The sequence below is a fragment of the Candidatus Burkholderia verschuerenii genome, assembly GCF_001189365.1.
GTDB classification, from domain to species: Bacteria; Pseudomonadota; Gammaproteobacteria; order Burkholderiales; family Burkholderiaceae; genus Caballeronia; species Caballeronia verschuerenii.
This window is the reverse complement of sequence record NZ_LFJJ01000145.1, coordinates 1-14884: the sequence shown is the minus strand read 5'-3', so window position 1 is coordinate 14884 and position 14884 is coordinate 1. Positions and strand designations below refer to the sequence as shown.

At 61.1% G+C, this 14884-nt stretch carries 7 protein-coding genes and 5 pseudogenes; 4 read left to right on the top strand and 8 right to left on the bottom strand.

Features of this window, described 5'->3' with window-relative positions; all coding sequences use genetic code 11:
• Window positions 1-178 precede the first annotated feature (178 nt).
• Complete coding sequence (locus BVER_RS20825; RefSeq protein ID WP_232316688.1) at window positions 179-529, top strand: DUF2917 domain-containing protein; 351 nt, start codon at window positions 179-181, stop codon at window positions 527-529.
• Here the strand turns inward: BVER_RS20825 and BVER_RS20820 are convergent.
• Window positions 510-2164: pseudogene (locus BVER_RS20820) on the bottom strand (tannase/feruloyl esterase family alpha/beta hydrolase). The gene BVER_RS20825 and the pseudogene BVER_RS20820 overlap by 20 nt on opposite strands.
• A gap of 157 nt (window positions 2165-2321) precedes the next feature.
• A pseudogene (locus tag BVER_RS20815) lies at window positions 2322-3181 on the bottom strand (LysR family transcriptional regulator).
• Window positions 3182-3331: 150 nt separating this feature from the next.
• On the opposite strand from BVER_RS20815, the pseudogene BVER_RS20810 reads away from it, so the two are divergent.
• Window positions 3332-4688 (top strand): annotated as a pseudogene (locus tag BVER_RS20810) (DHA2 family efflux MFS transporter permease subunit).
• A 118-nt stretch (window positions 4689-4806) separates the two neighbouring features.
• Window positions 4807-5798, top strand: a pseudogene (locus BVER_RS20805) (aldo/keto reductase).
• Between the two features lie 20 nt (window positions 5799-5818).
• On the opposite strand, the gene rarD reads toward BVER_RS20805, so the two are convergent.
• The gene (gene rarD / locus BVER_RS20800) at window positions 5819-6694 is read right to left on the bottom strand and encodes an EamA family transporter RarD (protein ID WP_050454907.1); all 876 of its coding nucleotides are present in this window, start codon (window positions 6692-6694) and stop codon (window positions 5819-5821) included.
• Between the two features lie 201 nt (window positions 6695-6895).
• On the opposite strand from rarD, the pseudogene BVER_RS20795 reads away from it, so the two are divergent.
• Window positions 6896-7973 (top strand): annotated as a pseudogene (locus BVER_RS20795) (AI-2E family transporter).
• Between the two features lie 30 nt (window positions 7974-8003).
• Here BVER_RS20795 and BVER_RS20790 read toward each other — a convergent pair.
• The 5 genes from BVER_RS20790 to BVER_RS20770 form a co-directional block, all read right to left on the bottom strand.
• Complete coding sequence (locus tag BVER_RS20790; protein WP_050454906.1) at window positions 8004-8453, bottom strand: lysozyme inhibitor LprI family protein; 450 nt, start codon at window positions 8451-8453, stop codon at window positions 8004-8006.
• A complete protein-coding gene (locus BVER_RS20785; protein WP_232316687.1) occupies window positions 8450-9148 on the bottom strand; it encodes a LysM peptidoglycan-binding domain-containing protein in 699 nt (232 codons plus the stop codon). The genes BVER_RS20790 and BVER_RS20785 overlap by 4 nt, the downstream gene beginning before the upstream one ends.
• A 267-nt stretch (window positions 9149-9415) precedes the next feature.
• Window positions 9416-10939: a SpoVR family protein gene (locus BVER_RS20780; RefSeq protein WP_050454909.1), complete on the bottom strand. Its 1524-nt coding sequence runs from the start codon at window positions 10937-10939 to the stop codon at window positions 9416-9418.
• Between the two features lie 130 nt (window positions 10940-11069).
• Window positions 11070-12335 carry a YeaH/YhbH family protein gene (locus BVER_RS20775; RefSeq protein ID WP_050454904.1) on the bottom strand — a complete coding sequence of 422 codons (1266 nt, stop codon included), beginning with the start codon at window positions 12333-12335 and terminating at the stop codon, window positions 11070-11072.
• A gap of 164 nt (window positions 12336-12499) precedes the next feature.
• On the bottom strand, window positions 12500-14422 hold the full coding sequence (locus BVER_RS20770; RefSeq protein ID WP_050454903.1) for a PrkA family serine protein kinase: 1923 nt from the start codon (window positions 14420-14422) through the stop codon (window positions 12500-12502).
• Window positions 14423-14884 lie beyond the last annotated feature (462 nt).

Genomic DNA, 14884 nt, shown 5'->3' with positions numbered 1-14884 from the left:
TACTTCGATCGTCTTGGCATGCCTCGCCTCACATAACCTCAACTTCCCGAACCGCCCGGTGCGGACCCGCACGCCGGGTGGTGTGGCAGGGGACCGGCCAGCTTGCTGGCCGCCCCTATGCCGATCGTTTCGATGCGTGCCCGGCTTCCGTCTTCGGCTCACCACAATGGAGAGCAAGATGAAAGACGTGTCGTTCGTTCAGGGCTGGGTGCGCGAGCGCGCCGGGCCGCGCGTGGTCGAATACGTGGAAGTGCAGCCGCATCGGACCGCGTCGTGGCGCTTGCCGCGCGATGTGGAATTGCGCGTCGTGGAGGAATCGATATGGCTCACGCGCCATCTCGATTCTTACGATTACTGGCTCAAGCCCGGCGATGTCGTGCGTCTGTCGCGCGGCGAGCGCGTGTGGATTTCGTCGGATAGCGCGCGTGCGGTGGAGGTGTCGCTGACGTCGTATCGGCGGGAATCGCGCGGTGCGATATCGCAATGGCTTGAGCGTCTCTGGCCACGCGTCACGGCGACACGCACTTGAAGCTCGCGGCGACGTTGATGCTGCCCTTGCCCATATACCGCGGATAGTTCGGATACCGACAGATCGGCCGCGTGCGCCCGTTGGTCGACGGCGCGATATCGCTGCCAATCAGCGTTTCGGGCGCGACGCCGTTGCTCACCCATTCGTCGAGCGCGCCGAGTTCGTCCCATGCGGGCTGGAATACGCCGTTGCCGTGCTGAAAACCGGGCACCATGTAGAGCCGCATGAAGGCATCGACTTGTCCTGTCCGTAGCGTTCGACCAGCCCGTGATAGAACGCGATGGTCTGGTTCGGGCTGGTCACTTCGTCGGAGAGACCGTGCATGGCGATCAGCTTGCCGCCGTGCGCGATGAACGCGGTGAAATCCGGGTTCATCGCGCCGACGGTGTACGCCAGCGTGATCAGCCGCTGCGTGTACTTGCCGGGATCGTTGATATCGAAGTTCAGCGCGCTGAAGGTGAGATCGCGCGTGACGAAATGGCGGACGTACGCATCGCCTTGCGCGAACAGATAGCCGTTGGCCGCGAAGCTCGGCGGACTGATCAGCGTCGGCGAATCGCCGAGCCCGAGCGAACTGGTGAAGTCGACACCCTGAAACACGTTGTAGCCCGGATACGTGTCGACGTTGTATGCGAGCGGATATTTCATCTTCACGCCGTCGCGCAGCAGTTGCAGCGTGTCGATCTGCGCATCGGACAGACAACTGTCGCGCAGCGACGGCCGCTGCCCGTTCGAGCATCGCAGCGACGCGATGATCTGCGGCTCCAGTTTCCGGCACGCCTCCACATTGCTGACGATGCCGTCCTGCGCGCCGTCGAGCTTGTCGCATTCGTGAATCACCGTCTCGAACACGCGATGCTGCTGCGCCAGCCCGACAAAGCCGCCCGGCTTGCCGTACGACTGCTGGCCGACCAGCACGCCCATCAGCCGCACGCCGGAAAAGTTGATCGCGGGCGCGTTGGCGATCACGCCGTCGTAATCGTTCGGAAAGCTCTCGATGACGGTAAAGCCCTCGCGGCCGCCCGTCGAGCCGCCCGCGAAATACGTTTTCTCGGGATTGCGTCCGTAGCCCATCTGGATCAGCGCCAGCGCGACATCGCGCGTCTTCTTCAGATGCGCGAAGCCGAAGTTCACGATGGCTTCGTCGTTGACCGCGAAATCCGCGCGGCCCGCGTTGCCGGCGTGGCCCGAATCGGAACCGAAGGTCGCGTAGCCGCGCGCGAGCGGCGTTGAATCGGGCGCGAAGGACATCGGCTCCGTGCCGGATACGATCGTGCCGTTGTAGCCGCCGCCGCCCATCTGCAGCGCGCGGCCGTTCCAGCGCGTCGGCAGATTCACTTCGAAGCGGATATCGGGCGTGCTGTCCTGCAAGGCGCGGATATAACCGGTGATGCGGCAATACTCGCCGTTGCGGTTTCCGGGCGCGGCGGCCTTGATCACCGATGCGCTGAATACGGTCGCGCCGCGCGTCGGCAGCCCGATGACCGATGCCGGCACGAACTTGCCGTCGAGATCCTCGCAATGTTTGGTGAGATACGTCGCGGCCTGCGCGCGCGCGTGCGGCAGCAGCGCAATCAGCATCAGCGCGGCGAGGCGAATCGGGTAAGCGGATAAAAAGCGGCGGAAACGGAGCACGACGCGCGAATCGATGTGGAGTGGATACTTCAAACGCCGCCCAATATATAAGAAGCGTTCGTCGATAGGTATTCGGGGTGACCGGACGTTGCAGGGACACAACCTTCCTTCGCCGGGCTTGCACATTGCGCGCCCGCCCTTGCTCTCGTCCTTCGATTCATTCGCCGATCCACTCGCCGCGCAGATCGCTCGTTTCGAGCAGTTGCAGCAAGGTTTCGGCGGGCCGGCTCAGATGCTTCGCACCGAAGGCGATGAATTCAACTTCCGGCAGCGCGGGCAAATCCGCGCGATTGACCGGCGGCGCGAGCCCGCGTCCCGCCAGAAAATCCGAACGAACGGTCAGTCCGAGCCCGCCGCGCGCCGCCGCGATACAACCCGCGTGACTGCTGCTCGTGCAGACGGTTTGCCAGCTCGCGCCAGCGTTGGCGAGCGCGTCGAGCACCACGGCGCGCGTCACGCTCGGTTCGGCGACGAGGATCAGCGGCAGCGGCTGGCTCGTATCGACGATAGTGCCCTCTTTCGCGAGCCATTCCAGCCGGCCCCTGAAAAGACGCGTGCCGCGCGCATCGCCGAGACGGCGCTTGCCGACGGCCAGATCGAGCTCGCCCGCATCGACCAGTTGATACAGCCGCCGGGTCATGCCGATGGTGATTTCCAGCTCGACATCGGGATGCGTATCGCGGAAAGCCGCCAGAACGCTCGGTAGCGGCCCGAGCGCGAGATCGTCGGACGAACCAGCCGCACGCGTCCGCGCAGGCGTGGCGAGCTGAATTGGGACTGCGCGTGCGCCATCGCTTCCAGAATGACGCGGGCGTGAATCAGCATGGCTTCGCCGTCGGCGGTCAGCGCGAGCGAGTGCGTATCGCGCACGAACAGCCGCCGCCCGACGCTTTCCTCCAGCCGCCGGATATGCTCGGATACGCTCGACTGACGCAGCCCGAGCTTGACCCCGGCATCGGTAAAACTGTGCGACGCGGCCACCGTCACGAAGGTGCTCAGCCAGATCGGATTCAGCATGCGCCATTGTCATCGGCGAAACCGATCGCAGTCAATGCGGTTAGCGGGCTTCCCGATAACCAACCGCTTCATTAATATTTCACATAATGCGCGGGCGAAAGTGTCGGACGGCTTTCGAATCGCGTCGCATCAACTCCACTCTTTCCCCTCATGACCCGACAGTCCTCGCACACGGCGCTTCTCTGGATCGTTGCCGTGGGCTTTTTCATGCAGGCGCTCGACACGACCATCGTGAACACGGCGCTGCCGTCGATCGCGCGCGATCTGCACGCCGCGCCGCTGGCGATGCAATCCATCGTCGTCGCCTACACGCTCACGATGGCGCTGTTCACGCCCGCCTCCGGATGGCTCGCCGACCGTTTCGGCACGCGCCGCGTCTACTTCATCTCGATCGCGCTGTTCGTGATCGGCTCGCTCGCCTGCTCCAGCGCCCATACGCTCAATCAACTGGTGATGGCGCGCGTGCTGCAGGGCATCGGCGGCTCGATGCTGCTGCCGATCGGCCGGCTCGCCGTGCTGCGCACCATCAGCGGCGAAGCCTACGTCTCCGCGCTCGCGATGATTTCCGTCGCTGGCCAGGTCGGCCCGATCCTCGGCCCGACGCTCGGCGGCTGGTTCGTCGAATCGTTCTCGTGGCACTGGATCTTCCTGATCAACGTGCCGATCGGCGCGGTGGGACTGTGGGCCGTGCAGCGCTTTCTGCCGAACGATTTGCTCGACAGCCGCGCGCCTTTCGATTTCATCGGCTGCGCATTGCTGTCGCTGTGCATGGTGTCGTTTTCGCTGGCGCTCGATAGCCCGGTGCAGACGCATCGCGGCGCGGTGTCGCTGCTGCTGTTCGCGGTCGCGGCGGTATCGGTCGGCGCGTACATTCCGTACGCGCGGCGCAAGCGCAATCCGCTGTTCGAACTCGCGCTGTTCCGCGAGCCGAATTTCAGCGTCGGCCTGCTCGGCAATCTGATCTGCCGGATCGGCTCGAGCGCGGTGCCCTTCCTGCTGCCGCTTCTGATGCAGCTCGAACTCGGCTATAGCCCGCTGCATTCCGGCCTGATGATGATTCCCATCGCGCTCGCCGGCACCATCTCGAAGCGCTGGATCGCGCGGCTCGTCAAATGCTACGGCTACGAAACCTTCGTTGGTGAACACGATGCTGGTGGGCGCGTCGATCGTCGGCTTCGCGGCGTTCTCGCCGTCGTTCCCGCTGATCGGCGAACTCGCGATCCTCGCGCTGTTCGGTGCCTGCAACTCGATGCAGTTCGCCGCGATGAACAGCGTCACGCTCAAAGGTCTCTCCATCAAGGACGCGGGCAGCGGCAACAGCCTTTTCTCGATGGTGCAGATGCTCGCGATCGGGCTGGGCGTGTCGATCGGCGGATCGCTCGTGCAGGTGTTCGAAGGCCAGTTCGGATCGGCGGCGTTGGGCTTCAAACTGAGCTTCGTCTGCATGGGCACGGTGACGCTGCTGTCCGGCCTCGTGTTCCGGCGACTCGATTCCGCCGCACGCTGACCATCGACGTCATGCCGCCGATATGACGAAGCTGTGAAACGCGTCACAGCGCGCGGCGTGCAATCGGCTTATGCTAGTCGGTCCAAGTCGCCACTCTTTCTTTTTCCGAAGCGTCACCGTGGAATACCGCAAATTCGGCAACACCGGTCTCACCGTTTCGCGTCTCACTCTCGGCACGATGACTTTCTGGCTGCAGACCGAAGAAGAGGTCTCGCGCAGCATCATGGATCGCGCGGTGGATGCGGGCGTCAATTTCATCGACACCGCAAATGTTTATCCGCTCGGCAGCAGTCACGATCTCGCCGGACGCACCGAGGAAATCGTCGGCCCCTGGCTCAAGGGACGCCGCGACCGCTATATCGTCGCGACCAAGGCGGTGCACGAAATGGGGCCGCTCGCGTGGCAGCGCGGCGCATCGCGCAAGCATTTGCTCGACGCGATCGATGCATCGCTCAAGCGGCTCGACACGGATTACGTCGATCTGTATCAGCTGCATAACGACGACCACGAGACGCCGCTCGACGAAATGCTCGAAGCGCTCGATACGATCGTCAAAAGCGGCCGCGCGCGTTATGTCGGCGTGTCGAATTTTCTGGCTTACCGGCTGGCGCGGGCGCTCGGACGCGCCGACGTGCTGCGCACCGCGCGCTTCGTCTCCGTGCAGCCGCGCTACAACCTGCTGTTCCGCCAGATCGAGCGCGAATTGCTGCCGCTCGCGGCCGAGGAAGGGCTCGCGGTGATTCCCTACAACCCGCTCGCGGGCGGTCTGCTGACGGGCAAGCACACGTATGGCGCGGGGCCGTCCGAGGGACGCTTTACGTCGGCGGCAAGGCGGGCGAAATGTACACGCAGCGTTATTGGCACGAGCGCGAGTTTCACAGCATCGAGGCGATCAACCGGCTGGTCGCGCCGACCGGCCGATCGCTCGCGAGCACGGCGCTCGCGTGGGTGCTGTCGAATCCGGTGGTGACATCAGCGATCATCGGCGCGAGCCGGCCCGATCAGCTGAACGAGACGCTCGCGGCAGTCGATCGCCCGATCGATCCGGAAATCAAGAAGAAGCTCGACGAAGCCACCGCCGAATACCGCTTCGGCGACGCATTGCGTTGATGTGCCGCGGGCGCGGACGCTCAGATGCGCGCCGCCCGCGCCCGATAAAACCCTTCCAGCGAATACAGCGCGAGCGCGGCCCAGATCGCGCCGTAGCCGATCAACTGCTCGTGGCCGAAGAATTCGCCGTAGATCACCACGCCGATCAGCAGTTGCAGCGTCGGCGTGATGTACTGGATCAGCCCGAGCATCGACAGCGGAATGCGCCGCGCGCCTGCCGCGAACAGCAGCAGCGGCACGGCGGTGATCGGCCCGGCGGCCGCCAGCAGCACCTTCACGCCGAGCGACGACTGCGAAAATCCGCTGCCGCCCTGCGAACTCATCAGGTACAGATAAAGCACTGCGACCGGGCACAGAATGACGGTTTCGAGCGTGAGCCCTTCCAGCGCGCCGAGCGATGCCGTCTTGCGCAGCAGCCCGTAGCCGCCGAAGGTCAGCGCCAGCGCGAGGCTGATCCACGGCGGCGCGCCGTTCACCCACGTCAGCCAGACCACGCCAACGGCCGCGACGCCCACGGCGATCCATTGCACAGGACGCAGGCGTTCGTGCAAAAACGCCATGCCGAACAGCACGTTGATGAGCGGATTGATGAAGTAGCCGAGGCTCGCCTCGACGATATGCCCCGCGTTCACCGCCCAGATATAGATGCCCCAGTTGGTCGACAGCAGCACCGCGCTGGCGGCGAAACGCGCGAGCAGCCGCCGGTTGCCTAGCGTGGGCAGCAGCCAGCGCCATTTGCGCAGCACGGTCAGGACGATCAGCAGGAAAATCATCGACCACATCATGCGATGCGCGAGCATCTCGACTGAGCCGATCGAATGCAAGGCCTTGAAATAAATCGGAAAAAGGCCACACATGGCAAAGGCCGCGAATGCGTAGACGACGCCTGGATTCATTGTTTCGAGCGATGGGCGAACGCCACCGGTACGCCGGGCACCGGAAGGCATTCGCAAGGAATGGAAGGAAGCGCGATTTTAGACGACGCGACGCGCGTTTCGGTCGGCGGATCGAACCCTTTTCACGCTTGATGCTCGAATATTGAGACGCCGCGGCACATAATCTGCTTCTTCGGGCCGCCCTCCCTTGCTAATTTGCCTATGAACGACGACCTGGTTCACCAGAAATTCTTCCACCTGCTGCTGCTCATCGTGACCGTGGCGCTGGGGTGGGTACTGTTGCCATTCTTCGGCGCGATCTTCTGGGGCGCGATTCTGGCGATCCTGTTCCAGCCGATGCAGCGCTATCTCGCCGCGCGCTTCGGCAAACGCCGCAATCTCGCCGCGCTGACCACACTGGGCGTCGCGATTCTCATCGTGATCATTCCGCTGGCGATCGTCGCGGTGACGCTGGTGCAGGAAATCGCCCTTGCCTACGCGCAGATCAAGTCGGGACAATGGAATTTCGGCACGTTCTTCCAGCACATGCTGCAGGCGCTGCCCGCGTCCGTGCAGCAACTGCTCGGACGCTACGGCATGACCGATATCTCCGGCGTCCAGCAGAAACTGATGGAAGGCGCATCGCAGATCAGCCAGTTCGCGGCGGCGCAGGCGCTGTCCATCGGCCAGAACACGTTCCAGTTCGTCGTGAGTTTCGGCGTGATGCTCTACCTCGTGTTCTTTCTGCTGCGCGATGGCGGCGAGATCGGCCGCCGCATCCGCCGCGCGATTCCGCTCGACAACGAACCGAAGCAGCATCTGATCGCGAAGTTCACCACCGTCGTGCGCGCAACCGTCAAGGGCAATATCGCCGTGGCGGCCGTGCAGGGCTTTCTGGGCGGGCTGATCTTCTGGATGCTCGGCATCAACGGCTCGCTGCTGTGGGGCGTGCTGATGGCCTTCCTGTCGCTGCTGCCCGCCGTGGGCGCGGCGATCGTCTGGGCGCCCGCCGCGATCTACTTTTTCATGACCGGCGCGGTCGTCAAGGGGCTGATTCTGGTGGCGTTCTGCGTCGTGGCGATCGGGCTCGTGGGTAACCTGCTGCGGCCACTGTTGGTCGGCAAGGTGTCTTGCTCGAAGTGCAAATACGAAAATGCCCGACTGGGTCGTGCTCATTTCGACGCTCGGCGGGATGGCGCTATTCGGCATCAACGGCTTCGTGATCGGGCCGCTGGTGGCGGCGCTGTTCATGGCGAGCTGGGATATTTTTACGCAGGATGAGGAAAGCGGGAATGTGTGAGCGTGCTCATCCGTATCGGCGCTGAGCACGCTATTTCAGAGAAACGTCGGAGATCGCATTGCGTAAGGTCTCCGCGCGCCGGTCGTTCATCGCGGCGATGCACGCAAGCCGACGGAACTCACGTGCATTGCTCGCCGCGCCGCCGCTCAGCGATGCCGCGAATTCGCACTGGCTCTTGCGATACTCAAGATAGGTCTGCTTCGATTCATCGAGCGTCGAAATGGCTTTCCGGACGTACGGGGGATCTTCATCCCATCTGGAAAGTGTTGTCGAGGCAGCATCCTCTGCTTCTCTGAGCTTGTTCTCGCTATCGCCAACCCGCTTTTCGAGGCATTGCTTCATCGCCGCCTGAGACGACGCGGCGCATTGCGCTCTGATTGCAAGCTGGTTCGATGATCCGCTATCAGTCGCTGCCAGTGAAATCGACACAACGAACAGCGCGCCGAATCCGGCGATAGACCGCATCATGGTCGGTATCATCTGTGGCTCTCCGCTCGAATCAGGCTCAGCGCGTAGTCGAGTTTTTGCGCGTAGTAGGGATCGCCGCCTCCGTTGTAGCGGCGTGCAATCGAATCCGTTGAGATATGGCGCCAGCCGGTGATAACTTTCCGAATGGCGCCTTTTCGGCATCGGATCGTCTGTCCGCTGCGAAGGTGACCGATTGAAGGATTCAGGCGCTTCAGAATATCGACAGTGCTTTTTTGGTCCTTCGCAATGCGCTCCAGGCTGTCTCCCAATTTCACCGTGACGTCGTACTCCACGGAACGCGCGTCGACAGTGCTTCGGTATTCGAAGTCGGCCATGCGCGTCAACAGGTAGCCCACTCCCGCCCGGATGTTGTACGCTGGGATGGTTCTGATCGTTACTGGAGTCAAGCGTCCCGTCCAGCCAGGCGAAATGATGAGGTCGCCGCCCTCGTGACCGGAGAGAAGCGAGGATAGCCCTGGATCTCCGGGCACGCCGATCTGCATGGGTTTCGAGCGCCATTCGGGGCTGTCGGCGCCCGTCTCCACCCAGATCATCGCCTTGATCAACTTCCAGTCGAGCGACATAAAACGTGGCGTATCGCGAAGATGATCGTTGTATTCGTCGACCGTCGTCTGAATTTCGCTGTCCCATGCTTGCCATCGAGCATCGCTTGCTGCCGCGCGAAGTCCGCTCTTCCATTTTTCCAATGGAGTGTCTGCTCTTGCTTGAACCGTTGTGCCCATTTCCGGGTGAGCCTCTTTCGATTGACTAGGAGCGTTGCTGGCGGAAGTCAGCGCGTTCTCACGCGCGTCAAATCCGCTGCGCGCTGAGCATTGTCGTCGTTCTTTTCGAAAAGGTTTACCCGATTACTCTGAGTTTCATAGCGCTCGGGAGGGAACGAATAGCTCGGCAAGAAACAAAGCGAGCATGCGACTTTTATCGCATGCTCGCTTGAACCGCTCGCGTCGAACCTGTTATCGCGTCGTCGGCGCCGTGTACTTGCAATCGAAGCGCTTCCTCACCGTCCCGTTTTCATCGACGCTTTCCAGATACACGTCGAACTGCCACAAGCGCGCCATGTGCTTGAGCACTTCGTCGCTGTCGTTCGACAGATGGCGGTTGTCCGTCATGAAGTGCCGCAGCGTCAACGCGCGATCGCCGCGCGTATTCACCGAATACACCTGAATGTTCGGCTCGCGATGATGAATGTCGTACTGCCGCGACAGCGCCTGCCGCACATACCGATACCCGCTGCCATCATGAATGGCCGACACTTCAAGCGCGTCGCGCATGTCGTCGTCGAGAATCGAGAACAGGCGCATTTCGCGGATCAGATGCGGCGACAAGTACTGCGCGATAAAGCTCTCGTCCTTGAAGTTGCGCATCGCGTAGTGCAAGGACTCCAGCCAGTCGCTGCCCGCGAGTTCCGGGAACCACTCGCGGTCTTCGTCCGTCGGGTTTTCGCAGATGCGGCGAATGTCGCTCATCATCGAAAAGCCCAGCGCGTACGGGTTGATGCCGCTGTAATACGGCTTCGTCACCGGCGGCTGATACACCACGTTCGAATGCGAATGCAGGAACTCCATCATGAAGCCGTCTTCGAGCCGGCCTTCGTTGTAGAGCGTGTTCAGCAGCTTGTAATGCCAGAACGTCGCCCAGCCTTCGTTCATCACCTGCGTCTGCCGCTGCGGATAGAAGTACTGCCCGATCTTGCGCACGATGCGGATGACTTCGCGCTCCCATGGCTCCAGCAACGGTGCGTTCTTCTCCGCGAAGTACAGGAGATTCTCCTGCGGCTCCGGCGGATAACGCGATTCGATTTCCTCGGCCGTCGGCTCCTTGCCCTTGGGCAGCGTGCGCCACAGTTCGTTGACCTGCGATTGCAGATACGCCTCGCGCTCGCGACGCATCGCCGCTTCCTTGGCCAGCGACAACTTCTGCGGACGCTTGTAGCGATCGACGCCATAGTTCATCAGCACGTGACACGAGTCGAGCAGTTCCTCGACACGATCCAATCCATAACGCTCCTCGCATTCCGCGATGTAATTCTTCGCATACACGAGGCAGTCGATGATGGCGTGCGCATCCGTCCACAGCTTGAACAGATAGTTGCCCTTGAAAAACGAGTTGTGCCCGTATGCCGCGTGCGCGATCACGAGCGCCTGCATCGTCATGGTGTTCTCTTCCATGAGATACGCGATACAGGGATTGGAATTGATGACGATCTCATACGCGAGGCCCATCTGCCCGCGCCGATAACCCTTCTCGGTCGAGAGAAAGTGCTTGCCGAACGACCAGTGCCGATAGTTCACCGGCATGCCGACGGACGCGTAGGCGTCCATCATCTGTTCGGAGCTGATGATTTCCAGCTGGATGGGATAGACGTCGAGCCCGTACCGATTGGCGACGCGCGAAATTTCCGCGTCGTATTCCTCGATGAGTTCGACGCTCCAGTCCGATGGGCACGGCAGCGGCCGACGTTTTTCCGCTACATTCATCCTGTCTTCCTTGTGCGCCTCGTGCATTGCTGCGGGCGCATTGCGTTGCCCCACTTCGGGCCCAGGCTACGATCCGATGTTTCCGGAAGCACGATCATTCGTACTTCCTGGCGATCCATGTATCCGATGCCTATGCTGCTGCCTGCTGTTTCTCGAAGAGCTCCCTGAAAACCGGGTAGATATCCGCCGCCGAATCGACCTTTTTCATGGCCAGTTCGGGCGCGCCCAACGCGAGTTGAGCATACTCCAACCAGAGATTCTGCTCTTCCGGCGCGACTTGTATATACGCAAAATACCGCACCTTCGGCAGGATATCGTCCGACAGCAGCTTGCGGCACTTCGGCGAATCGTCGGTCCAGTTGTCGCCGTCGGACGCCTGCGCGCCGTAGATGTTCCACTCGGTCGGCGAATAGCGCTCGTCCATGATCTTCTTCATCAGTTCGAGCGCGCTCGACACCACCGTGCCGCCGCTTTCGGTCGAATGGAAGAAGGTGTCTTCGTCGACTTCCTCGGCGCGCGTATGGTGACGGATGAACACGACTTCGATCTTCTCGTAGTTCCGTTGCAGGAACAGATACAGGAGGATGAAGAAGCGCTTCGACAGATCCTTGCGCTGTTCGTCCATCGAACCGGAAACGTCCATCAGGCAGAACATCACCGCCTTGCTCGACGGCGTGGGCTGCTTGACGCGGTTGATGTAGCGCAGATCGAACGGATCGATGAAAGGAATGCGCGTGATGCGCCCCTTCATGATGACGATATCTGCTTCGAGCCGCGCGATATCCTCGGGATCGCCCTTGTCTTCCTTGAGCTGTTCAAGCTGGCGTTCCATCTCGCGCAACTGCGCCGCGAGCGGAAAACCCAGCGCGATGCGTCGCCCGAGCGCGGAGCGCAGCGATCTCACCACGTCGATATTGTTCGGCGTGCCTTCCGCCGCCCAGCCCGCGCGCACGTTCTTCCATGTCGGCACGGCGAGCAGTTGCGTCTTCACGAGGCGCGGCAGTTCGAGATCGTCGAAGAAGTACTGCATGAACTCTTCGCGCGACAGTTCGAAGACGAAATCGTCCTGACCTTCGCCTTCGTTGCTGGCGCTCTTGCCGCCGCCGCCCGAGCCGCCCGGCGGACGCGGAATCTTGTCGCCGCGAATATAGTCCGCGTTACCCGGATGGACATACTCGCGCTTGCCGCCCGGTCCGTGACGGAACGATGGCTCGGAGATGTCCTTCTTGGGAATGGTGATGCTCTGGGTGCTTTGAATGTCTTTGATACTGCGATCGCGCACCGCGTCGGAAACGGCACGGCGAATATAGCTCTTCACGCGTCGCAGAAAGCGCTCGCGGTTGGCGATGCTCTTGTTCTTGCCCGCTAACCGGCGGTCGATGATTTGGTGCAGCACATCCAGTCTCCCGCGTTGATTGCAGGGGCGCGAGGCGCTGCGCGAGCCAACGGCGCCCATGCAGCGTGACGGCGCCTCGCAAGGTGTCCACCTCGTCGCTCAGGCGCGTGATTCGTGCCTGAGCGATGGGGACAGTTTATATCGGCTTCCACTTCAGAAACGAATCACGACGACTTGCGCACGCGCAGATACCAGTCGCACAGGAGACGCACCTGCTTCGGCGTGTAACCCTTCGCGACCATGCGATTGACGAAGTCCTCGTGCTTGCGCTGTTCTTCCGCCGATCCTTTCGCATTGAACGAGATGACCGGCAAAAGTTCTTCGGTGTTGGAGAACATCTTCTTCTCGATCACCACGCGCAGCTTCTCGTAGCTGATCCACGCCGGATTCTTCCCGCCGTTGGCCGCCCGCGCACGCAACACGAAGTTCACGATCTCGTTACGGAAGTCCTTGGGATTGCTGATGCCCGCGGGCTTCTCGATCTTCTCCAGCTCGGCATTCAGCGCCGCACGGTCGAAGCTCTCGCCAGTGTCGTGATCGCGGAATTCCTGATCCTGAATCCAGAAGTCCGCGTACGTCACGTAACGATCGAAGATGTTCTGTCCATACTCCGAATACGATTCCAGATAAGCAGTCTGAATCTCCTTCCCGATGAACTCGGCATAGCGCGAAGCCAGGACGTCCTTGATGAACGACAGATACTTCTGCTCCGTTTCCGGCGGGAATTGCTCGCGCTCGATCTGCTGTTCGAGCACGTACATCAGATGCACCGGGTTCGCCGCGACTTCGGTCGAATCGAAGTTGAACACGCGCGACAGAATCTTGAACGCGAAGCGCGTGGACACGCCGTTCATGCCTTCGTCGACGCCCGCGAAGTCCCGATACTCCTGATACGACTTCGCTTTCGGATCCGTGTCTTTGAGGTTCTCGCCGTCGTAGACCTGCATCTTCGAGAACAGGCTCGAATTTTCCGGCTCGGCCAGACGCGTGAGCACGGCCATCTGCGCCATCATCTTGAGCGTGCCCGGTGCGCAGACCGCCTCGGCGAGGGACGAATTGCGCAGCAGCTTCTCGTAGATCTTGACCTCTTCGCCGTAACGCAGGCAATACGGCACCTTTACCACGAAGATACGATCGAGCAGCGCCTCGTTGTTCTTGTTGTTGCGGAACGCCTTCCACTCCGACTCGTTCGAGTGCGCGAGAATCACGCCATCGAAGGGAATCGCGCCGAAGCCTTCCGTGCCCTTGAAGTTGCCTTCCTGGGTGGCCGTCAACAACGGGTGCAGCACCTTGATCGGCGCCTTGAACATTTCGACGAATTCGAGCAAGCCCTGATTGGCGAGGCACAGGCCGCCGGAGTAGCTGTACGCGTCCGCGTCGTCCTGCGAGTAGGTTTCGAGCTTGCGGATATCCACCTTGCCGACCAGCGAGGAGATGTCCTGATTGTTTTCGTCGCCCGGTTCCGTCTTGGCAATACCGATTTGACGAAGGATGGAAGGATAGCGACGCACCACGCGGAACTTGCGGATATCGCCGTTGTACTCGTGCAGGCGCTTGACCGCCCACGGCGAGAGAATGCTTTTCAGATAGCGGCGCGGAATGCCGTATTGCTCTTCGAGCACGGGGCCGTCTTCGTCGTAATCGAAGAGACCGAGCGGCGATTCGTTGACGGGCGAACCCTTCAGCGAATAGAACGGCACACGCTCCATCAGTTGCTTGAGACGCTCGGCAATCGACGACTTGCCGCCGCCCACCGGACCGAGCAGATACAGGATCTGTTTCTTCTCTTCCAGACCCTGCGCCGCGTGCCGGAAGTACGACACGACGTTCTCGATCACTTCCTCCATTCCGTAGAACTCGCGGAACGCCGGATACACCTTGATGACCTTATTCGCGAACGTGCGCGATAACCGTGGATCGAGACGCGTGTCGACCATTTCCGGTTCCCCGATGGCCTTCAACATGCGTTCGCCCGCGGTCGAATACGTGGTCGGATCTTCCTTGCAGAGCGCGAGATACTCTTCGAGCGAGAATTCCTCCTCGCGGGTTTTTTCGAAGCGGTTCGCGAAACTGCTATAGATATCCATGCTTCCTCCTCGCCGAAGTCAGAAAGCCTCGTCGTGCGCAATACGCGTAATCGAAACGAGATCGCTTGAAATCATCCTAAACCCTTTCGAATTTTTTTTCACGCACAACCGTTGTGAGAAGAAGTGCTAGGTACACGATTTATTTTGGGTGACATACAATCCTCATCCCAATGTTCGTATCGTGTTACCGGGCATTGTTCCGCATGTTCGTTTTACCTCGCGCATACTGGTTATCCACAGTTCGCAACGGCCAAATTCATCCATCACGGCAGCGTCGTTTCAGCTTCTTCTCTACTACGTTTGTCCATGCACATGGGATGCAACATCGCGCATTCGGAGTTGTGTGCGTCAAGTTGTGCAGAAATCGGATGCCGGTGGTTTCAGTTGATCCTTCTGTGCGACGTGCGGCGCGAAGGGCGTAGCCCGCAGCGCCGAACGCCGCGCGGCCGCTATGCAGCAGCG

What these genes read in the sequence shown, in the direction of transcription:
- BVER_RS20825 (WP_232316688.1), top strand. Translation starts at nt 179, where the DNA reads ATGAAAGACGTGTCGTTCGTTCAGGGCTGGGTGCGCGAGCGCGCCGGG.
- rarD (WP_050454907.1), bottom strand. Translation starts at nt 6,694, where the DNA reads ATGAATCCAGGCGTCGTCTACGCATTCGCGGCCTTTGCCATGTGTGGC.
- BVER_RS20790 (WP_050454906.1), bottom strand. Translation starts at nt 8,453, where the DNA reads ATGATACCGACCATGATGCGGTCTATCGCCGGATTCGGCGCGCTGTTC.
- BVER_RS20780 (WP_050454909.1), bottom strand. Translation starts at nt 10,939, where the DNA reads ATGAATGTAGCGGAAAAACGTCGGCCGCTGCCGTGCCCATCGGACTGG.
- BVER_RS20770 (WP_050454903.1), bottom strand. Translation starts at nt 14,422, where the DNA reads ATGGATATCTATAGCAGTTTCGCGAACCGCTTCGAAAAAACCCGCGAG.